We start from the raw sequence: 20,003 nt of genomic DNA, 5'->3' as shown, positions 1-20,003 counted from the left end.
GGCCCGACAGCAGGCTCCGCCGCGGTCGGGCCGTCACCGCTGCCTGCCCGCCCGCGCAAAGCGGCGCCGGCTCACCCCACGAGCGCCCCCAGCGCCTCCTTCGTCGCCTGGTCGTCGGGAAGGTAGGCCAGCATGTGGTGGCCCGGCTCGTCCACGGCGGCGAGCTTGACGTACCGCAGCCGCAGATCACCGGCCACCGGGTGCCGGAAATGGCGTACGGCGGGATGGAACGCCGAGGTCTCCCGGCGGCCGTACCAGCCGGCCGCGTCCGGGTCGGCCAGCAGCTCCTCGGTGATCTCGGCGTACCTGGAGTCCTCCGGGTGCCGGGCCGCCTTCGCCCGGAACTGGCCGAGCAGACTCCGCGCCTCCGGCTCCCAACTGGCCAGCAGCGTACGGGCCGGCGGCCAGCGGAACACCAGCCACAGCAGATTGCGCTGCTTGGGAGCCAGCCGCGCCAGGTCGGTGAGCAGTGCCGTGTACCCCGCGTTCCAGGCCAGCAGGTCCCAGTGCGGGTCGAGCACCACGGCCGGGTTCGGCGCCAGCGACTCCACCAGCGACAGCAGGTTCCGCGACACCCAGCCCGGCGGCCGCTCGGCGCTCGCGGCGTGCTCCACGAACGACAGCACATGCGCGGTCTCGTCCGCGTTCAGCCGCAGCGCCCGCGCCACGGACCGCAGCACCTGCTCCGACGTACGGACCCGGCCCTGCTCCAGCCACGCGTACCAGGAACTGCTGACCCCGGCCAGCTCGGCGACCTCCTCGCGGCGCAGCCCCGGGGTACGGCGCCGCGGTGAGCCGGGCAGGCCCACGTCGGCGGGCGCCAGCCGCTCACGGCGGGAGCGCAGGAACGCGCCCAGTTCGCGGCGTGGGCCGCTCGGTCCGCCGCCGTTCACGCCCCCACCCCTCCCTGCGCCGGCCTGCTCCCGGGGCAGCGCACCGCGCCCCAGGGTGTGAGCAAGGGTAATCGGCTACGGGGCCACCCCGGCCGGCCGCGGTGATGGGCTGGAGCCGCCGGTCGAGCGCACCGGCAGGCACGACACAAGGAGCCCCATGGACACCGCCGACTCACCGCGCACCACCCCCGCACCCCCTCCGTCCACGGCCGCCGGCCCGACCGCCCCGCCGATGCCCGCCGCCGCGCTGCGCCTGCTGCGCGCGGCCGGTTTCGTCAGCAACTTCGACCGCTTCTGCATCACCCCGATGCTGCTGCTCATCGGCACGCAGCTCGGCGTCCCGCTGACCACGGTGATGCTCGCCGCCAGCGGCTACTTCCTCGCCTACGGGCTGATGCAGCCGGTCTGGGGCCTGGCGAGCGACCGGCTGGGCCGGGTGCGGGTCATGCGGATCTCGCTGGCCGGGGCCGCGCTCGCCGCTCTCTGCTCGGTGCTCGCGTCCGGCGCGACGGTGCTGATCGTGGCCCGCGTCGCGGCCGGCGCGTTCTTCGCCGCGTCCATCGCCGCGTCCATCACCTACGTCGGGGACACCGTGCCCGCCGCCGTCCGCCAGCGCCCGCTCAGTGAGCTGATGACCGCGTTCGCGCTGGGCACCGCCGTGGCCACCGTCGTCGCCGGGGCGCTGGCGCACTACGTCAGCTGGCGGCTGGTCTTCGCCCTGCCCGGCGTGATCGCCGTCTACCTGGTCGTGGCCCTGCGCCGGCTGCCGGAGCCGCCGCGGGCGGCGCCCGGTGCGCTGCTCGCCCCGTTCAAGGTCGTCCTGACGTCGCGCTGGCAGTGGTACGTCATGGCCGTCGCCATGTTGGAGGGCGCCGTCCTGCTGGGCTTCCTGACGTACATCGCCCCCGCGCTGGAGGCCCAGGGCGCCTCGGCGACGCTGGCCGGTGCGGTGTCCGCGCTGTACGGCGTGGGCTCGATGGCCGCGGCGCAGATGGTCAAGCGGCTGGTCGGGCGCTGGACGCCGGTGCGGCTGATCGTGGTCGGCGGGGTGCAGATGCTGGTGGCGTTCGGCCTCGCCGCGGCCAGTACGTCGGTGCCCGCGCTGGTGGGGTGCGCCCTGCTGCTCGGCGGTGGCTGGTCGTTCATGCACTCCACGATCCAGTCCTGGGCCACCGCCCTGTCGCCGGCGGCCCGCGCCACCGGCGTCGCGATGTTCGGCGTGGCCCTCTACGTGGGCAGCGCCCTGGCCAGCGCCATCGCCGCCGGGCCCGCGGAACACCACGCCTACCGGGGCATGTTCCTGACCGCCGCGCTCCTCACCGTCCCGCTGACCGTGGCCGCCGCGGTGGGCCGCGCCCGTTACCGCGGCTGACGCCCCCGGTGCGGCCGGCCCGCCCGCGCGCCTGTCCCCCACCCGTCGGCGCCCCTTGTGGAGCCGTACGCTGAGGGCGAGGGTCGGCCGGCCGGCCGGGGCACCAGGCGACGAAACGATGAGCACCCATGCCAGTGGCGTACGAGCGGACCGCGGACGGTCTCCGTGGGCAGATCCGCACGCAGTTGCAGTTCACCACTGACCCGGAGAGGCGGTGACCGCCGTGCACCGGCGCATCGTCGTCGTCACCGCCGTCCATGCGCCCTCGGCGCACTTCCTGCCGGAGGCGTATGCGTCGCTGTGCCGGCAGGAGCTCCCCGAGGGGTGGGCATGGCACTGGACCATCCAGGAGGACGGGCAGAGCGACGAGGTCGCCCGGTACGTCCCCGATGACGAGCGGGTGACGTTCCGGCAGGGACGGCCCGGCGGCCCCGGCGTCGCCCGCACCATCGCCCTCGCGCAGGCGGACGGCGAGTACGTCAAGGTGCTGGACGCCGACGACCAGTTGCCGCCCGGTGCGCTGGCCCGCGACCTGGCCGCCCTCGAAGGCGACAGCAGCCTCGGCTGGGCCACCTCACGCGCCCTCGACCTGCTCCCCGACGGCAGCACCGCCGGCTTCCCCGGCGACCCCGAGCCCGGTCCGATCGAGCGCGGGGCCGTACTCGACCACTGGAAGGCCAACGGCTACCGCGCCCAGGTCCACCCGGCGACGCTCTTCGTCCGCCGCGGTCTGCTCCTCGCCCTCGGCGGCTGGATGGCCCTGCCGGCCTCGGAGGACACCGGTCTGCTCCTCGCGCTGAACGCCACGAGCCGCGGCTGGTTCTCCTCCGAGGTGGGCCTCCACTACCGCAAGTGGCCCGGCCAGATGACCGGCCAGGCACCCCACACCGACACCGCCGAGCGCGACGCCCGCATGGCCGTCATCGAGGCCAGGGCCCGGCAGCTCGCCCGCCTCAAGTGGAGCTTTCCCACCGCCGATTGACGTGCCCGCCGCTCAGCCGCGCGGACGGACATGGATCTCCGGTCCGCTCGTCCCGGGCGCCTCCAGGCCCGGCAGCAGCCGCATCTCGCGGTCGTAGTCGCCGCCGACGAGCGAGCGGAAGGGGACCGGCTCGTCGGTGAAGAGTCCGTCGAGCCGTCGGCCGTACTCCCGGGTGACCGCCGCGAACCGCTCGTGCGGCAGGTCGACCGTGCCGTACACCGCGAACGGATCGAGCGGTGCCATGCCGGTGAACCAGAACAGGCCGTGCTGCAGCGGGTGGAGGACGTCGGGGAGGCTGCCGTGGATGCCCCGGTCGGAGAACGCCGATTCCCGGGCGCCGATCGTCGTCGACAGCAGTGCGCGCCGTCCTCCCAGGGCGCCCTCGCTGTAGGGCGCAGGGACCGCCGGGCCGTGTGCGAACCCGTTGGTGAACACCCGGTCGATCCAGCCCTTGAGTATCGCGGGCACCGAGAACCACCACATCGGGAACTGCAGGATCACCGCGTCCGACCAGCGCACCTTCTCCTGCTCGGCCGCGATGTCGGGCGACAGCCGGCCCGCGAGCGTGGCCCGCTCATGGGCGGCCAGCACGTCGAGGCGCTGGTCCGCGGCGTGGTCGGGGAAGTCGTCGGCGTCCAGCGCCGCCTTCCACTTCATCGCGTGGAGGTCGGACACCCGCACCTCGTGCCCCGCCGCGCGCAGATGCCCGACCGCGAAGTCGGCCAGAGCCGCGTTGAGGGAACGGGGCTCGGGGTGGGCGCTGACGACAAGGATCTTCTGGGGCCGCTGCTGCGGCGTGCCATCGGTCATGCGGCCACGCTCTCCCGGGCGCGGCCGGGTAGCCAGCCCCCCCTTCGACCGGCGGACCGGCGATCCTGGTACCGCGGGGGCCACCCATACTTGACCGCATGGGCGGCGTGGATCAGAGCAAGCACACAGACGGCCCGGGCAACCGCATCGCGAACCGCGACGGCACCGACGGGACCGGCGCCGACGGGATCGGCGACACCCGGCGGGCGCTCGGCGGGTTTCTGCGCGCCCGCCGGGGGCGCGTCGCACCGGAGCACGTCGGGCTCGCCGGCGGTGGGCGCCGCCGTGTACGGGGGCTGCGCCGCGAGGAGCTGGCCCAGCTCGCCGGGATCAGCGTGGACTACTACGTACGTCTCGAACAGGGCCGGGCGACCCAGCCGTCCCACGAGGTGCTCGACGCACTCGCCCGGGCGCTGGACCTGGACGCGGCGGAGCGCAGGCACCTCGCCACGCTGGCCGGCGCCCCGCGCGACCCCGTGCCGAAGGCCCGGGTCAGCCCCCTGCTCCAGCGGATCCTGGACGCCATGGCCGGCCTGCCGGCCTTCGCCACGAACCACCGCCTCGACGTGGTGGCCTGGAACGGCCTGGGCGCCGAACTGATCGGCGGCCTGGACGACCCGGCCCGCCGCGACCGGAACAACGCCAGGTACCTCTTCCGGGATCCGGCCTCCCGGCTCGTCCACCCCGACTGGGAGGACAGGGCGGCCGAGGCCGTGGGCCAGCTGCGGGTCGCCGCCGGGCGTTACCCCGACGACCGGGAGCTGGCCGCGCTGCTGACCGAACTGTCCGAGCACAGCGCCGAGTTCCGCGGTATCTGGGCCACCGGCGAGGTCGTCATGTGCGCGGCGGGGCGCAAGCGGCTGCGGCACCCGGAGGCCGGACTGCTCACCCTGGACTTCGAGACCCTCCATGTGCCGGCGGCGCCCGGCGAAACGGGCCTGGTGGTGCATGTGTTCAGCGCCGGGGAGGGCAGCCCGGAGGCCGACGCGCTCGCCCGTCTCGCCCCGCGCCGGTGACGGAGGCGAAGGCCGGGAACGGGATTTCCCCCCGCCCCAACAGGGCCGCCGCTCTGGCCTGTTGATGCCCGACGTGCCACCCTTCGCGACACCCGTTGCACGGCCCGCGCCCGACAGGCCTCCGCGCCGACGACGGGACCCGAACACGCGGCACTGTCGCTCTTACAGACAAGGGGACGGCAATGAGCGAAACCAGCGGTGAGCAACAGGACACCTCACAGGACCACGTCGCCCTGCTCCGGGAACCGCCGTCGCAGAGCGTGGAGGACGCCCTCCGGACGAGGCACGCCGCACGCGCGCGAAGCGCCTCCGGCCGTGCCAGGGCGGCCTGTCGCTTCGCCGGCGTCGAGCAGGACCGGGCGGAGGTCGTACCGGTGCCGACGGCGGCTGCCGCGAAGGCCGCCAACGCCCTCCACCTGTCCGCCGAGGCCCTCTCCGCGCTCACCGGGAGTGCCCCCGACCCCGCGGCGGACGCCCGCCACGCCCGCAACGCCGCCGCGGCCGCCGTCCTCGCCTCCCGGATCGCGCAGTCCCACGGCGCCGGCGAACTCTCCGACGCCGCGTACCACGCCGCCCTCAAGGCGTCCCAGGCCGCCGGCGAGGCCGCGGGGAGGGAGGGGCTGGGCAGGAGCGCGGCCCTGAACGCCGAGGCGGAGGCCGCCGAGAAGGCCGCCGTCGCCGCGGCCAGGTCCGCGGGCTGGCTGTAGCGGCCACCGCACCCCGTCCGGCACCACCGGCCCGCACCGCGGGGCGTCGGCGGTGCCGGACGGGATCGCCCGGCCCGTGCGCGCCGGGCGGTCGGTCACTCCCGGTCGAAGGGGAGATCCAGCATCCGGATGGCGTTGCCCCGCAGGATCTTGTACGTCACGTCGTCGGTCAGGCCCGCCACATGCTCGGCCGCCACCTTCTTCGTGTGCGGCCAGGTCGAGTCGACATGCGGATAGTCGGTCTCGAACGTCGCGTTGTCGACGCCCACGGTCTCGATCGATTCGATGCCGTGCTTGTCGCGGAAGAAGCAGCAGAAGATCTGCCGGTAGTAGTACGACGACGGCGGCTCGGGGATCAGATCCTTCACCCCGCCCCACGCCCGGTGCTCCTCCCAGACGTCGTCGGCGCGCTCCAGGGCGTACGGGATCCAGCCCATCTGCCCCTCGCTGTACGCCAGCTTCAGCCGCGGGAACTTCACCAGTACGCCGCTGAACAGGAAGTCCATCATCGACGCCATCGCGTTGTTGAAGCTCAGGGAGGCCTGTACCGCGGGCGGCGCGTCGGGCGACGCGGCGGGCATCTGCGACGAGGACCCGATGTGCATGTTCACGACGGTGCCGGTCTCCTCGCACGCGGCGAAGAACGGGTCCCAGTACCCGGAGTGGATGGACGGCAGCCCGAGGTACGTGGGGATCTCGCTGAAGGTCACCGCCCGCACCCCGCGGGCGGCGTTCCGGCGGATCTCGGCGACCGCCAGGTCGACGTCCCACAGCGGGATGAGACACAGCGGAACCAGCCGGCCGCCGCTGTCCCCGCACCACTCCTCCACCATCCAGTCGTTGTACGCCCGGACGCAGGCGAGGCCCACCTCCTTGTCCTCGGCCTCGGCGAAGGTCTGCCCGCAGAAGCGCGGGAACGTGGGGAAGCAGAGCGAGGCCTCCACGTGGTTGAGGTCCATGTCCGCCAGCCGGGCCTTGGGGTCCCAGCACCCGCGCCGCATCTGCTCCCGGGTGATCCCGTCCAGCGTCATCTCGTCCCGGGAGAAGCCGACGGCCGCGATGATGCGCTTGTACGGGAAGAACAGCCCCTCGTACTCCCACCAGTCCGTGATCTGACCGTCGGGGTCGGTGGTGAACCGGTACTTCCCGCCCACGTACTCCAGCTCTCCGATGCCCGCGGTGAAGGGCTTGGGCCCCCGGTCGCGGTACTTCTTCGGAAGCCAGGTCTCGAAGAGGTGCGCGGGCTCGATCACGTGATCGTCCACGCTGATGACCTTGGGAAGCTCCGTCGTGCCGCTCTCACTGCTGATCACGCTGTACCCCCAACCACCCGCCGGCGAGTCCGCCGGAGCGATACCTGACGACCCATCAGTTTTGAGGTTATGGGCTCACCCCTGAGACGACAAGGCAAGGCCCGTCATCCCGCCCCTTGTGGGATCGGCCGATGTCCGCTGAACTGACACACCGTCAGCCGACGTTGAACGAGTCGAGCCGAGGGAGCAGCATGCACACGATCTGGCTCAGCGGTGCCGAGTGGTTCGCCGTCCTCCGCATCGGCCTCGGCCTGTGGTGGCTGGAGAGCTGGCGCCACAAGGACAAGAAGACCTGGTTCGCCGGCGGCGGCATCACCTGGGCGGCCGGCGTCGCGGCCGACCATCGCTGGCCCGCCGTCCGCAAGGGCTTCGACCGCCTCGTGAAGCCCCGCCCCCGGCTGATGGCCCACCTCGTCGCCCATGCGGAGCTCGCCCTCGGCCTCGGGCTCGTCGCGGGCTTTCTGACACCGATAGCCCTGGTCGCCGGGCTGGTGCTCAATCTGATCTATCTCGTACTGATGATCCACGACTGGGCGGAGCAGGGGCAGAACCTGATGATGGGGCTCATTTCCGCCACCGCACTCCTGGCCATGAGCTGGCAGAGCTGGTCGCTCGACGCCGCCTTCGGGCTTTTCCCGTAGGCCCTCGGGCTTTTCCCGTAGCCGGGGCACGAAAACGACCCGCTGGTCCGGTGTCATGGTCCGGTGTCACCTCGTGCGCATCCCCCGGCGGGCGGCCGGGGAAAGCGCATCGTCAACCGCAATTTCCGCCGCACCCGTTCGCCATGCCACCGGACCAGCGGGTCGTTTTCGTGTTCCGACTATCGGCACCGAACTCGCGCAGACCCGCATACCCGGTGTCAGCCGCCCCGATTTCCCAAGAGATTCTGCGCCTGCCCCATCGGCGCCGGAAGAAAGGCCGCGGCGCACCCCGGCCCCGCCGCCGCGGCAAACGACCGTCATCCCCGGCTGTACGTCCGTCATGCGGACGGGCTGGATCACGCCCGCCGCGGTGGATTCCACCCGCTGGGAATTCACCGGCGGCAAGGAAAGGCGACAAGGAAAAGGCCGCGGCCGCCAAGGGCGTCGTGCCCGGCGCCCCGCCACACGTCGCGCCATTCGGCGCCGGTCCCTCCCCTCGTGGGGACCGGTGCCGAACGGCGCGGGCGGCATCGATCCGCGCCCCCCGTACCGGCGCGGATCGAGGACAGGACGGACCCGTGGCGGCGCGGCGGTCCGGTGGGACCGGGTCCGCGGGTCTCTCGGGCTCATGTGCCAGAACCGTTGCTCTCGTCACTTCGGCGGAAGATGACCGAGAACGGCGGGCGCCATGAGTTGCCTCTCCGAGCGCTGAACCGGTGGCCTGGCCAGGCGCCGCCCGGTTGCTGCGCTGCTGCGGCGAGATCCTGCCAGCCGGGGCTCCCGGCGAGGAGGCCTGAGCCTCGGCCCGGCGGTCTCCTCGCAGGTCAGCCGTATAAAGTGGGTTTTCCGGTCCGGATGTCCAGGCGCGGGGGAAGTAAGGAGTGGAGACCTTGAGTTCCGACTCAGGGGCACGCACGGCCTTCGCGGAACGTCTCGCGCTGCTGTACAAGGAAGCCGGCAACCCTCCCCTCAAGAGCGTGGCAGAGGCAGTCGTCCGGCTGCAGCGGGTCGACGAAAGAGGCCGCCCGGTTCGGGTGTCCGTACAACGGATCAGCGACTGGCGGCGGGCCAAGAACGTGCCCGCGCAGTTCGCCGCGCTCACCGCGGTGCTGCACATCCTGATCCCCCAGGCACGGCGCCTGCGGCCCGTGCCGGTGTCCGCGGGCCTGTACGACCTCGGCCAGTGGCAGCGTCTGTGGGAACGAGCGGTCGCCGACCCGGTCGGCGACCGCACCGCTACGTCCGCGCCGGAGGAGCGTCCCCCGGTCGACGCCGCCGCCGTCCCCGGTGTGTGCCCGTACCGCGGGCTGGCTTCGTACCGCGAGCAGGACGCCCGGTGGTTCTTCGGCCGGGAGCGGAGCACGGGCGCCCTGGTCGCCCAGCTGCGCGCCGCGGAGAAGACGGGCGGCCTGGTCATGCTCGTGGGCGCCTCGGGGGCGGGGAAGTCGTCCCTGCTGAGCGCCGGCCTGGTGCCCGCGCTGCAGAAGGGCGCGCTGGGGGACGCGAGCGGCCGGGACCGGGAGGTCCTCCAGCTCGTACCGGGAAGCGACCCTCTCGCGGAGCTGGCCCGCCAGATCCCCGGGCTGGCCGACGTCCTCTCCGGCGGACAGGAGCCGGCGGCCGAGCCCGGTACTCCGCACTTCGCGCGGGCGGTGCGGGCGGCCGTCACCGCGTGGGCGCGCCGGGAGACGTCCGCCGCCGCCCGTCCGGTGGTGATCGTGGACCAGTTCGAGGAGGCGTTCACCCTCTGCCCGGACGAGGCGACCAGGCGCACCTTCATCCAGCTCCTGCACGCCGCGTGCACGCCCTCCGGGCCGGGCGAGCAGGCCCCCGCCCTCGTCATCATCGGCATACGTGCCGACTTCTACGAGCAGTGCCTCGGCCACCCCGAACTGGCCGACGCGCTGCAGCACCGCCACATGGTGCTCGGGCCGCTGACCGCCGCGGAGCTGCGCGAAGCGGTGACCGGCCCGGCCAAGGCCGTGGGTCTGGAACTCGAACCGGGGCTGGCGGAGCTGATCATCCGGGAGGTGAGCGCCGACGGCCCCGGCGGGACGCATGACGCGGGGGTGCTGCCGCTGCTGTCCCACGCCCTGCTCGCCACCTGGCAGCGGCGGAAGGCGGGACGGCTGACGCTGTCCGGCTACCGCGCGGCGGGCGGAATCCAGGGAGCGGTGGCGGCGACCGCCGAGCGGGCCTGGTCCGGTCTCGACCCGACGGCACGCACGGCCGCGCGGCTGCTCCTCCTCAGGCTGGTCCGGCTGGGCGAGGACACCCAGGCCACCCGCAGACGGGGCACGCGGCGCCAACTGGCGGACGAGTCGACGGATCCGAACAAAACGCAGGAATCACTCGAAGCGCTGGTGCACGCCCGGCTGGTGACACTCGACGCGGAAGCCGTGGAGATCACCCATGAAGCGCTGCTCCACGCCTGGCCGCGCCTGCGCGACTGGATCGACGAGGACCGGAACGGCAATCTGCTGCGCCAGCGGCTGGAGGAGGACGGCAGGGCCTGGGAGGGCTCGGACCGCGACCCGTCGCTGCTCTACCGGGGCTCCCGTCTGGAGCAGGCCCGCAGCTGGGCACAGTCCGCCGGGGACACCTTTCTGACCCGCAGCGCGGTGGAGTTCCTGGCCGCGTCGGTCAGACTGCGCAAGCGCACGGTCCTGATCAGCCGTGGTGCGGTGGCGGCCCTGGTCGTCATGGCGATGCTGGCCGTCGGTTCGGCGGTGGTCGCGTGGCAGCAGCGGGACGATGCCGTGTTCGCGCAGGTGCTCGCCGAGGCCGATCGCGTCCAGTACACGGATCCGTCGCTGTCCGCCCAGCTCGACCTGGTGGCGCACCGTCGGCGGCCCGACGACAAGGACACCAAGAACCGGCTGATCTCGATCGTGAACGCGCCGCTGGCCACACCGCTCCTCGGCCACACGGGCGCCGTCTACCTCACCTCGTTCAGCCCGGACGGGAAGCTCCTGGCGACCGCCAGCTACGACCGGACCGTACGCCTGTGGAACGTGGCCGACCCGGCTCGCCCCGAACCCCTGGGCAAGCCGCTCACCGGTCACAGGAGTTGGGTGAGCAGCGCGGTCTTCGGCCCGGACGGCCGCACCCTGGCCACCGCCGGCGACGACGGCACGATCCGGCTGTGGGACGTCCGGGATCCCCGCCACCCGAAGCCGCTCGGTGCGCCCCTGACCGGCCATGACGGCACGATCTACCTGGTCGCCTTCAGCCCGGACGGGCGATCCCTGGCCTCCGCCGGCGAGGATCACACCGTCCGCCTGTGGGACGTGGCCCACCCGGACCGGCCGAAGGCGCTCGGTTCGCTGACCGGCCCCACCGCCGCCGTGCGCTCCGTGGCCTTCAGCCCCGACGGACGGATGCTGGCAGCCGGGGGCGACGACGACACGATCAGGCTGTGGAACGTGGCCGACCGGCGTCGTCCGAAGCCGGTCGACGCGGTGCTGACCGGCCACACGGACCTGGTGCACTCCGTGGCCTTCAGCCCCGACGGCCGCACGCTCGCCAGCGGCAGCGCGGACGACACCGTCCGGCTCTGGGACGTGTCCGACCCGCGCCGTGCCACCCAGCTCGGCGCGTCGCTCACCGGCCACACCAGTCCCATCTGGTCCGTGGCCTTCAGCCCCGACGGAAACATGCTCGCCGCCGCCAGCGCGGACAGCACGGCGAGTCTGTGGAACGTCAGCGATCCGGCGTACCCGTCGCAGGTCGGCGAGCCGCTCGCGGGCAGCAGCGGCGAAATGTACGCCCTCGGTTTCAGCCCCGACGGCCGGACCCTCGCCACCGGGAGCGGCGACAGCAAGGTCCGCCTGTGGTCGATGCCGACGTCGGACATGATCGGCCGCAGCGCCGCGTTCCGCCCGGACGGCCGGGTGCTCGCCACGGCCGCGCGCGACGGGCGGATCCGGCTGTGGAACGTGCAGACTCCCGGCCGGCCCGTGTCCCTGAGCAAACCGTTCATGCGTGCCGAGGGCGGCCAGCGTGCGATGGCGTTCTCCCCCGACGGCCGCACGCTCGCGGTGCTGACGGAGAACCGGACGGTGCACCTGTGGAACGTCACCGACCCGGAACGGCCGGTCTCCTCCGGGCCGCCGATCACCCTGCGGACCCGGTTCATGGGCCCCGACGCGCTGGCGTACAGCCCGGACGGGCGCACACTGGCCACCGCCTATGACGACCGCACCGTCCAGTTGTGGAACGTGGGCGACCCGTCCCACGTCGTTCCGCTCGGCGCACCGCTCACCGGCCACAAGGGCTACATCAACTCCCTCGTCTTCAGCCCGGACGGCCGCACCCTCGCCAGCGGCAGCGCGGACGCCACCGTCCGGCTCTGGAACACGGCCGACCCGCGTCATGCCGCCCCGCTCGGCGCGCCTCTCACGGGGCACCTGGGACCCGTCAACGCGCTCGCCTACAGCCCGGACGGCCATACCCTGGCCAGCGGCAGCGACGACGACACCGTCCGGCTCTGGAACACGGCCCACCCCCGCAAGGCCGCCCTGCTGGGCTCCCCGCTCACGGGCCACACCGAAGCGGTGGTGTCGCTGACGTTCAGCAAGGACGGCCGCACCCTCGCCAGCGGCGGCAACGACAACACGGTCCGGTTCTGGAACGTCACGGAACCCGCCCGCACGACTCCCATCGGTCAATCGACCAGCCCCAACGCCAAGGCGGGCAATTTCCTGTCGTTCAGCCCCCAAAACCACATGCTCGGAGTGTCGAGCGGCGCCGGTACCGTCCGGCTCTGGAGCCTCGACGCCAACAAGGCAATTCATCACATTTGTTCAACCACACGGGGCGTTCTCACGCCGGAAAAATGGCGCGAATATCTTCCTCATCTCTCGTACGAGCCCCCGTGTGACACGTAACGAAGCGGAGGACCGGCCTACGGCATGCGCCCCGGTCGCCGGACAGGACGCCGCGGTCGGTTCTTCGGACCATGATTCTCCGCTCCGCCCGCTATCGGACCCCACCACGTGACTCCGATCACAACTCTGCCTTGTCATTCAGAAGTTGACTCCCGCTCCGTGGGCAGTCTTGCTAGTCTTACTCCTAGCCCGATCGCTGGTGCATCCCCCGTCGCCAGCGATCGGGCGCTTTCATTCCCGCGAGACCTCGCGCTCCAGTGGCCGCGGTCCGTCGTTCACCACCGGACTTCCCACCGCGCGGCCCTTTCGACACGGCAGGACAGCGGGCCGCCATTCGGGCAGGAGATCCTTTCTCCTTTCTTTCGCATCCGGTCGGCCTTTCCCATCCCGGGCCGGCGAACTCTCTCCGGTCCGCCGCCGGGCTGAATTGGGCAGAGGCCCGAACCCCGCCTCGTCATCCGTTCGGCTCAGCGCCGCCCCTATCCGTGGCCCGGTTTCTCCGTCCCGCGGCGGCGTCCGGGGCCCCGCTCGCGTCGCACAGTCATGCGAGAGCCCGGCGTGGTGTGTGTCGGACTCATCAGGTCAGCGGTACACATGGGGCATGGCCCGAAATTCCGGCCGCTTCCCGTGGCTGCCTTCGGGGCGCTGGTTCACCGGTCGGCGCCCGGGCCGCAGCCGGCGGGAGCGGCGTGCAGCCTCGCCGGGAACGCCGGTGCGGCGCCTGCGTCCGTTGGCGAGCCTTCACAGCGTCGCCGGTCAGCTGTTCGTGCTGCAGGTGCTGATCGTCCTGCTGCTGGTCGTGGCCGCGGTGGCCACGCTGCTGATCCAGGCCCGCAGCGACAGGTTCCAGGGGGCCCGCGACCGTTCGCTCGCGTCCGCCGAGGCCTTTGCGCACAGCCCCGGCCTGGTGGAGACCCTGCGCGGGAAGGACCCGTCCGCGGTGCTCCAGCCGCTGACGGAGGACGCCCGCAAGCGCGGCGGCGTCGACTTCATCGTCGTCATGAACCGGGACGGCATCCGCTACACGCACCCGAAGCCCGAGCTGATCGGCAAGCACTTCGTCGGCACCATCGGACCGGCGCGCAACGGCCGCGTCACGCTGGAGAGCGTCAACGGCCCGCTCGGCCGCGAGGTGCAGGCGGTCGTCCCGGTGCGCGACGCCCGCGGCAAGGTGGTGGCGATGGTGTCGTCCGGCCTGCGGGTCACCCGTGTGAGCAGCGCGATCGACCGGCAGCTGCCGGTCGTGCTCGGCGCGGGGGCGGCCGCGCTCGCCCTGGCCACGGCGGGTACGGCCCTGGTGAGCCGGCGGCTGCTGCGCCAGACCCACGGGCTGGGCCCGGCGGAGATGACCCGGGTGTACGAGCACCACGACGCGGTGCTGCACGCCGTGCGCGAGGGCGTGCTGATCGTCGACGCGGACGGGCGCGTGCTGCTGGCGAACGACGAGGCGCGCCGGCTGCTCGGGCTGGCGCCCGACGTGGAGGGGCGCCCCGTCGCCGAGCTCGGGCTCTCCCCGCGGACGTCCGAGCTGCTGCTCTCCCGGCGCGTGATCACCGACGAGGTGCTCCAGGTCGGGGACCGGCTGCTGGCGGTGAACAACCGGCCCACGGACCGCCGGGGCGGGCCGCCCGGCAGCGTGGCCACCCTGCGGGACTCCACCGAGCTGCTCGCCCTCGCCGGGAAGGCCGAGGCCGCCCAGAGCCGCCTGCGGCTGCTGTACGACGCGAGCGTGGCGATCGGCACCACCCTCGACGTACGGCGCACCGCCGAGGAGCTGACGCAGGTCGCCGTGGGCCGGTTCGCCGACTACGTCACCGTCGATCTCGCCGAGGCCGTGCTCAGCGGCGACGAGCCGCCGCAGGGGGCCTACCGCGAGGCTCCGGAGCTGCGCCGGGTGGCGCTGGCCGGCATCCGTGACGACCACCCCCTCTACCGGGCGGGCGAGCTCCACACGTACACCCCGCGCACGCCGATGGCCACGGTCTTCGTCACCGGGCAGTCCGTGCTCGTACCCGATCTGCGGGGCGCCGACCACTGGCGCGAGCAGGACCCCGAGCGCTTCCGGCGGGTCCTCGAACACGGGTGCCAGTCGCTGATCACCGTGCCGCTGCAGGCACGCGGTGTGCTCATGGGGGTCGCGAACTTCTGGCGTTCTCGCGAGCGCGACCCGTTCGAGGAGGGCGAGCTGTCCCTGGCCGAGGAGATGGCCGCCCGCGCGGCCGTGTGCATCGACAACGCGCGCCGCTTCACCCGCGAGCACGCCATGGCCGTCACGCTGCAGCACAGTCTGCTCCCCCGCGGTCTGCCCGAGCAGAACGCCCTCGACGTCGCCCACCGCTATCTGCCCGCGCAGACCGGCGTCGGCGGCGACTGGTTCGACGCCATCCCCCTGCCGGGCACCCGGGTCGCCCTGGTCGTCGGCGATGTGGTCGGTCACGGTCTGCACGCCGCCGCCACGATGGGCCGCCTGCGCACCGCGGTGCAGAACTTCTCCACCCTCGATCTGCCGCCCGACGAACTCCTCAGCCATCTGGACGAGTTGATCAGCCGCATCGACCAGGAGGCGGGTGCGGCGGGCGAGGAGGCCACGGTCGCGGGCGCCACCTGCCTGTACGCGATCTACGACCCGTCCTCCGGTGTGTGCAGCATGTCCCGCGCCGGCCACCTCCTGCCGGCGCTGGTCGCCCCGGACGGCACCGTGGAGTTCCCCGAGCTCCCCGCCGGCCCGCCGCTCGGCCTGGGTGTGCTGCCCTTCGAGGCGGTGGACCTGCCCCTGCCCGAGGGCAGCAGCCTCGTCCTGTACACCGACGGTCTCGTCGAGGACCGCAGGCGGGACATCGACGCCGGGCTGCAGCTGCTGTCCGCGACGCTGGCGCACCCCGGCCGGACGCCGGACGAGACCTGTGAGGCCGTACTCGCCGCGCTGCTGCCGGACCGCCAGCGCGACGACATCGCCCTGCTCGTCGCCCGCACCCGCCGGCTGAGCCCCGACCGCATCGCGGAGCGGGAGGTGCCCTCCGACCCCGCGGCCGTGGCCGAGGCCCGGGCCGAGATCACCCGGCAGCTGACGCGGTGGGGCCTGGAGGAGATGGGCTTCACCACCGAGCTCATCGTCAGCGAGCTCATCACCAACGCCATCCGCCACGCCACCGGCCCGATCCGGGTGCGCCTGCTGTTCGACCGCACCCTGATCTGCGAGGTCTCCGACACCAGCAGCACCGCCCCGCATCTGCGCTACGCCGCCGCGGAGGACGAGGGCGGCCGCGGTCTCTTCCTCGTCGCCCAGCTCGCTCAGCGCTGGGGTACCCGCTACACCCCGCACGGGAAGATCATCTGGGCGGAGCAGACGCTTGAGCTGCCCTGATCGGCTCAGCCGATCGGCTCAGCCGATGAGGCCCGTGCGGCCCCCGGCGGGGTAGCCGGCCGGGCTCGGTGCCCCGTTGTGCGCGCGGGCGGGCGGCTGGGCGTGGAAGAGGGTGTCGTACAGGCCGTGCCGGGCCAGGAGTTGGGGGTGGGTGCCGGACTCCACGAGGCGGCCGTGGTCCAGGACGAGGACGCGGTCGGCGTCCGCGGCGAGGTCCAGGTCATGGCTGATCACGATCGTGGTGCGGCCCTCGGCCAGGCGCCGCAGCGGGGTGAGGATGCGCTGGGTGGCCAGCACGTCCAGACCGGTGGTCGGCTCGTCGAGGACGAGTACCGGGGCGTCGCGCAGCATGGCGCGGGCGATCGCGATGCGCTGCAGCTGTCCGCCGGAGAGGCGGGCGGTGCCGGGGGCGATGACGGTCTGGTAGCCCTCCGGGAGGGCAGTGATGAAGGCGTGGGCGTCGGCCGCGCGGGCGGCGCTTACGACCTCGTCGTGGGAGGCGTGGGCCCGGACGCGTCCGCAGGCGATGTTCTCCTCCACGGTGTCGTGCAGCACGAGCGTGTCCTGCGGCAGGAGCGTGATGTTGCGGCGGAGCTGGGCGAGCGGCATCTGGTTGACGGGCACGTCGTCCAGCCTGATGCTGCCGGCGTCCGGGTCGTAGAACCTCAGCAGCAGGGCGGCCAGGGTCGACTTGCCGGCGCCGCTCGGACCGGTGATGACCAGCAGTTCGCCGGGGACCGCGGTGAAGGAGAAGTCGTGCAGGACGTCCTCGGGGCTGCTGGGGTAACGGAAGTCGACGTGCCGCGCCTCCACCTCCCCGATGGCGCGGTCGATGCGCGGCGGGGCGGCCAGTGAGGGGGGCGGGTCGGCCACGGCGGGGCGGGCGTCGAGGATCTCCAGCAGGCGCTCGGAGCCGGCGGTCGCCTCGGTGGCGGTCAGACCGAGCTGGCCCAGGGCGCGGATCGGCGGGTAGAGGTAGCCGACGAAGGCGGCGAAGGCCAGCAGCTGTCCGAGGGTCATGCGGTTCGCGGAGATCTCCCACGCTCCGAGGCCGATGATCGCCAGCACGCAGAGCGTTTCGAGGAGCTCCACGACCTGCTCGTAGAGCCCGTTGAGGCGGGCGCTGCTGACCGAGGCCCGAAACCAGCTGTCCGCCCGGTGCTGGAGCCGCTTCTCCTCGTCGCGCTGGCGGTTGTAGGCCTGCGTCATGACGACGTTCACCAGGCCTTCTTCGACGACCGAGGTGATGGCGCCGTCCGCGGCGCGCTCACGGCGGGAGATCTCCTTGACCCGGCCGGTGAAGCGGTGGGTGGCGTACCAGAACACCGGGGCCAGGAGGAAGGTGGCCAGCGCCAGCTCCCAGCGCAGCCACAGGGCGGCACCGGCGTAGAAGACGATGCCGAACACGGCGGAGACGGCCTGGACGAGCCCGGAGACCACGAGCTCTTCGATGGCGTCGACATCGCCGGTCATCCGCTCGACCAGGTCGCCGCGGCGGTTGCGCTGGAAGAAGTGCGGCGGCAGCTCCTGGAGATGGGCGAAGGTGCGGGCCCGCAGCCGCATCACAAAGCGCTCGGCGGTCCAGGCCGCGAGCGAGTTGCCGAGGTAGCCGACCACCGCGCCGGCCACGGCGACGCCGAGCCATACTCCGGCGGGCTGCCAGAAGGCGCTGACCGAGCCCTTCTGCAGGGCGTTGTCGGTGAGTTGGGCGAAGACGAGGATCGCCACGGTCTCGGTGACCGCGGCCGCGATGGCGGCCAGACAGACCAGCACGATCCAGCGGCGGTCGCCTTTGGTCAGCGGCCAGAAGCGGCGGACCGACTCCTTGAGCCCGACGCGCCTGGTGCGGATCGTGGGGTCCGCCATCGCCCCCCACAGGCCGCGCCCCAGGCCTTCGCCCTGGCCAACGGGCGGTGATACGGCGCCCTGTTGGGGCGGGGCGGGCGCCGTTTCCGTATAGGGCGCCGTTTGCGTATCGGGCGGCGGATCGGGCGCCGCTCGCGGGCGTGAGCTGCGCAGGTGCATGGTGACTACGTCATCTCGGGCTGCCCGGGAAGGCCGGGACTGGGTAGCGCTGATTGCCCCTTATACACACGAGGCGGACCCGCGTATCACGCGAGCCAGCCTCGAGCTCAGAGCTTTGGGTCAGTCGTAGTAGCGGAAGTAGCGACGCCTACGGTTCCTACGGCCGTGCCTACGGCGGCCGCGCCGACGTCCGCGGCCCCTGCCGTGGTCGTCCCAGTCATCGCAGTGGTTGCGCCTACGGGGGAAGACATTCCGGAAGCTCATGCTCGCCTCCTCGGTTTTGAATCCTTGCTGACGAGCTCTTTACGGGTTCGTCAACTCCCAAGCTACGACGCCGACCTACCAACCAACAAGGAAAAATGCGTGAAATTTCAGACATAAGCGGAAAATCTTCGCGTAACACCACAGAGTGGCGCCTGTTCACGCTCCGGATACGACGACGGCGCCTCGGCGGAGCCGTCCTCACCAGGCATCTATGACCCTCCGTAGCCGGTACGGGACTTGACGGTTCGATGGCGGCGCTCCGAGGCCGACGGGCCGGGCGACGGGCGGTGCATGAGCGCCGCGGCGACGCCGGTGGCGGCGAGGAGTACGAGCCCGGCCGCGAAGGCGTCACGGGCGCCGTGCAGCGCACCGGCCGCGGCCGGTGCGGCGGCACCGGACACCGGTGTGGCGGCGCGGAAGAAGACCGCGCCGAGCAGCGCGACGCCGAGCGTGCCGCCGAGTTGCTGGGCGGCGTTGAGCAGCCCGGCCGCCGATCCCGTCTCGTACGGGCGGACCCGGCGCAGGGCGGTGGTGAAGAACGCGACGGCGAACAGCCCCTGCCCCAGGCCGCCGACCGCCAGCGCCAGCGGCAGCGGCCACGGGTAGGACGTCGCCGGGCCGCTCGCGTAGACGGCGATCGCGGCCAGGGAGCCCGCGATCAGGGCGGCGAGACCGGCGAACATCACGCGTGAGCCGTAGCGGGGCACCAGGCGGGCGCCCGCGCTCCAGGAGGAGACCGCCATCGCGCCCGACCACGGCAGCAGCGTGAGTCCGGCGGAGCGGACATCGGTGTGCGGCCCGAGTTGGAGCTGCAGCACGATGACCATCATCAGCCCGTTGATCGCCGCGAAGAACAGCACGGAAGCGGCCAGCGCGGCGGGGAAGCCGCGGTCCCTGAAGAGCCCGGCCTCGACCAGCGCACTGCGGCCCCGCGCCGCGCGACGGCGCTGGTGGCCGCCGAAGAGCGCCAGCACCGCGAGGCCGGCGGCCAGCACCGCCCAGGGCCGGGGCGCCCCCCAGGAGCGGCCGCTGTCGATGAGCGGCTGGATGGTCAGGCCCGTGCCGAGGATCGCCAGCACCGTGCCCGCCAGGTCGAGGCGCGGCCGCCGCGCGGAGCGGTCCTCGGGCAGCAGGGGCGTCGCGGCGAGCACCCCGAGGCCGAGCGGGACGTTGATCAGGAAGACCGCCCGCCAGGAGGAGCCGAGCAGATCGGCGTGCGTCACCACGCCCGCGAGGACGGGACCGCACACCGCGGCCAGGCCCATGACCGGGCCGATGCTGCCCATGGCCCTGGCCAGTTCACCGCCGTCGAACATGCTCCGGATCAGGCCGATGGTCTGCGGGATCACGAGCGCGGCCGCGGCGCCCTGGGCGGCCCGCGCGGCGATCAGCACCGCGGGCGAGGCGGCCAGCGCGCAGAGCACCGAGGCGGCCACGAACCCGGCGGTCCCGATCCGGAGGATGCGCCGGCGCCCGGCGATGTCGCCGAGCCGGCCACCGGTGATCAGCAGCACCGCGAACGGCAGCGTGCAGGCGGCGCTGAACCAGGGGATGCCGGCGGCGGGCCCGCCGAGGTCGGCATGGATCACCGGGGCGGCGACCGTCATGATCGTGGTGTCGAGCAGATTCATGGCCTCGGCGATCAGCAGGACCACCAGGGCGGCCCAGCGCCGGGGGTACGGCATGGGTGGCTCCCTTCAGCAGATGCGGCAGATGCACGGCAGAGC

General features: G+C 72.8%; 12 protein-coding genes. 7 read left to right on the top strand and 5 right to left on the bottom strand.

Going from position 1 to position 20,003, the window contains the following annotated elements; all coding sequences use genetic code 11:
- Nucleotides 1–71 precede the first annotated feature (71 nt).
- Nucleotides 72–893: a helix-turn-helix domain-containing protein gene (locus ACWD6P_RS15990; RefSeq protein WP_451444676.1), complete on the bottom strand. Its 822-nt coding sequence runs from the start codon at nt 891–893 to the stop codon at nt 72–74.
- Between the two features lie 157 nt (nt 894–1,050).
- Here ACWD6P_RS15990 and ACWD6P_RS15985 point away from each other — a divergent pair, with 157 nt between their 5' ends.
- Both ACWD6P_RS15985 and ACWD6P_RS15980 read left to right on the top strand, forming a co-directional pair.
- Nucleotides 1,051–2,265 carry an MFS transporter gene (locus ACWD6P_RS15985; RefSeq protein WP_451444675.1) on the top strand — a complete coding sequence of 405 codons (1,215 nt, stop codon included), beginning with the start codon at nt 1,051–1,053 and terminating at the stop codon, nt 2,263–2,265.
- Nucleotides 2,266–2,488: 223 nt separating this feature from the next.
- Nucleotides 2,489–3,247, top strand: coding sequence for a glycosyltransferase family 2 protein (locus ACWD6P_RS15980; RefSeq protein ID WP_451444684.1), 759 nt, complete (start codon nt 2,489–2,491; stop codon nt 3,245–3,247).
- A 12-nt stretch (nt 3,248–3,259) separates the two neighbouring features.
- Here the strand turns inward: ACWD6P_RS15980 and ACWD6P_RS15975 are convergent, their stop codons facing one another.
- On the bottom strand, nt 3,260–4,057 hold the full coding sequence (locus ACWD6P_RS15975; protein WP_451444674.1) for an NAD(P)H-dependent oxidoreductase: 798 nt from the start codon (nt 4,055–4,057) through the stop codon (nt 3,260–3,262).
- A gap of 98 nt (nt 4,058–4,155) precedes the next feature.
- Here ACWD6P_RS15975 and ACWD6P_RS15970 point away from each other — a divergent pair, with 98 nt between their 5' ends.
- Together ACWD6P_RS15970 and ACWD6P_RS15965 are read left to right on the top strand one after the other, a co-directional pair.
- On the top strand, nt 4,156–5,073 hold the full coding sequence (locus ACWD6P_RS15970) for a helix-turn-helix domain-containing protein (RefSeq protein WP_451444673.1): 918 nt from the start codon (nt 4,156–4,158) through the stop codon (nt 5,071–5,073).
- Between the two features lie 182 nt (nt 5,074–5,255).
- The gene (locus tag ACWD6P_RS15965; protein WP_451444672.1) at nt 5,256–5,780 is read left to right on the top strand and encodes a hypothetical protein; all 525 of its coding nucleotides are present in this window, start codon (nt 5,256–5,258) and stop codon (nt 5,778–5,780) included.
- Between the two features lie 95 nt (nt 5,781–5,875).
- On the opposite strand, the gene ACWD6P_RS15960 is transcribed toward ACWD6P_RS15965, so the two are convergent.
- Entirely contained in the window at nt 5,876–7,093 is a 1,218-nt protein-coding gene (locus tag ACWD6P_RS15960; RefSeq protein WP_451444671.1) for an amidohydrolase family protein, read from the bottom strand.
- A gap of 191 nt (nt 7,094–7,284) precedes the next feature.
- Between ACWD6P_RS15960 and ACWD6P_RS15955 the strand changes: the two genes are divergently transcribed.
- From ACWD6P_RS15955 to ACWD6P_RS15945, 3 genes are all read left to right on the top strand, one after another.
- On the top strand, nt 7,285–7,734 hold the full coding sequence (locus ACWD6P_RS15955; RefSeq protein ID WP_451444670.1) for a DoxX family protein: 450 nt from the start codon (nt 7,285–7,287) through the stop codon (nt 7,732–7,734).
- Nucleotides 7,735–8,615: 881 nt separating this feature from the next.
- Nucleotides 8,616–12,623, top strand: coding sequence for an nSTAND1 domain-containing NTPase (locus ACWD6P_RS15950; RefSeq protein ID WP_451444669.1), 4,008 nt, complete (start codon nt 8,616–8,618; stop codon nt 12,621–12,623).
- Nucleotides 12,624–13,224: 601 nt separating this feature from the next.
- Nucleotides 13,225–15,987 carry a SpoIIE family protein phosphatase gene (locus tag ACWD6P_RS15945; protein WP_451444668.1) on the top strand — a complete coding sequence of 921 codons (2,763 nt, stop codon included), beginning with the start codon at nt 13,225–13,227 and terminating at the stop codon, nt 15,985–15,987.
- 18 nt (nt 15,988–16,005) lie between these two features.
- Here ACWD6P_RS15945 and ACWD6P_RS15940 read toward each other — a convergent pair whose 3' ends face one another.
- A complete protein-coding gene (locus ACWD6P_RS15940; protein ID WP_451444667.1) occupies nt 16,006–17,853 on the bottom strand; it encodes an ABC transporter ATP-binding protein in 1,848 nt (615 codons plus the stop codon).
- A 632-nt stretch (nt 17,854–18,485) separates the two neighbouring features.
- Nucleotides 18,486–19,961: an MFS transporter gene (locus ACWD6P_RS15935; protein ID WP_451444666.1), complete on the bottom strand. Its 1,476-nt coding sequence runs from the start codon at nt 19,959–19,961 to the stop codon at nt 18,486–18,488.
- Between the last annotated feature and the right edge of the window lie 42 nt (nt 19,962–20,003).

The sequence above is a fragment of the Streptomyces sp. NPDC002446 genome, assembly GCF_053595675.1.
This window is presented reverse-complemented; position numbering and strand designations above follow the sequence as displayed.

Coding starts and splice junctions, on each gene's coding strand:
- ACWD6P_RS15965 (WP_451444672.1), top strand. CDS start 5,256: ATGAGCGAAACCAGCGGTGAGCAACAGGACACCTCACAGGACCACGTC.
- ACWD6P_RS15945 (WP_451444668.1), top strand. CDS start 13,225: ATGGCCCGAAATTCCGGCCGCTTCCCGTGGCTGCCTTCGGGGCGCTGG.
- ACWD6P_RS15940 (WP_451444667.1), bottom strand. CDS start 17,853: ATGGCGGACCCCACGATCCGCACCAGGCGCGTCGGGCTCAAGGAGTCG.
- ACWD6P_RS15985 (WP_451444675.1), top strand. CDS start 1,051: ATGGACACCGCCGACTCACCGCGCACCACCCCCGCACCCCCTCCGTCC.
- ACWD6P_RS15935 (WP_451444666.1), bottom strand. CDS start 19,961: ATGCCGTACCCCCGGCGCTGGGCCGCCCTGGTGGTCCTGCTGATCGCC.
- ACWD6P_RS15955 (WP_451444670.1), top strand. CDS start 7,285: ATGCACACGATCTGGCTCAGCGGTGCCGAGTGGTTCGCCGTCCTCCGC.
- ACWD6P_RS15970 (WP_451444673.1), top strand. CDS start 4,156: ATGGGCGGCGTGGATCAGAGCAAGCACACAGACGGCCCGGGCAACCGC.
- ACWD6P_RS15975 (WP_451444674.1), bottom strand. CDS start 4,057: ATGACCGATGGCACGCCGCAGCAGCGGCCCCAGAAGATCCTTGTCGTC.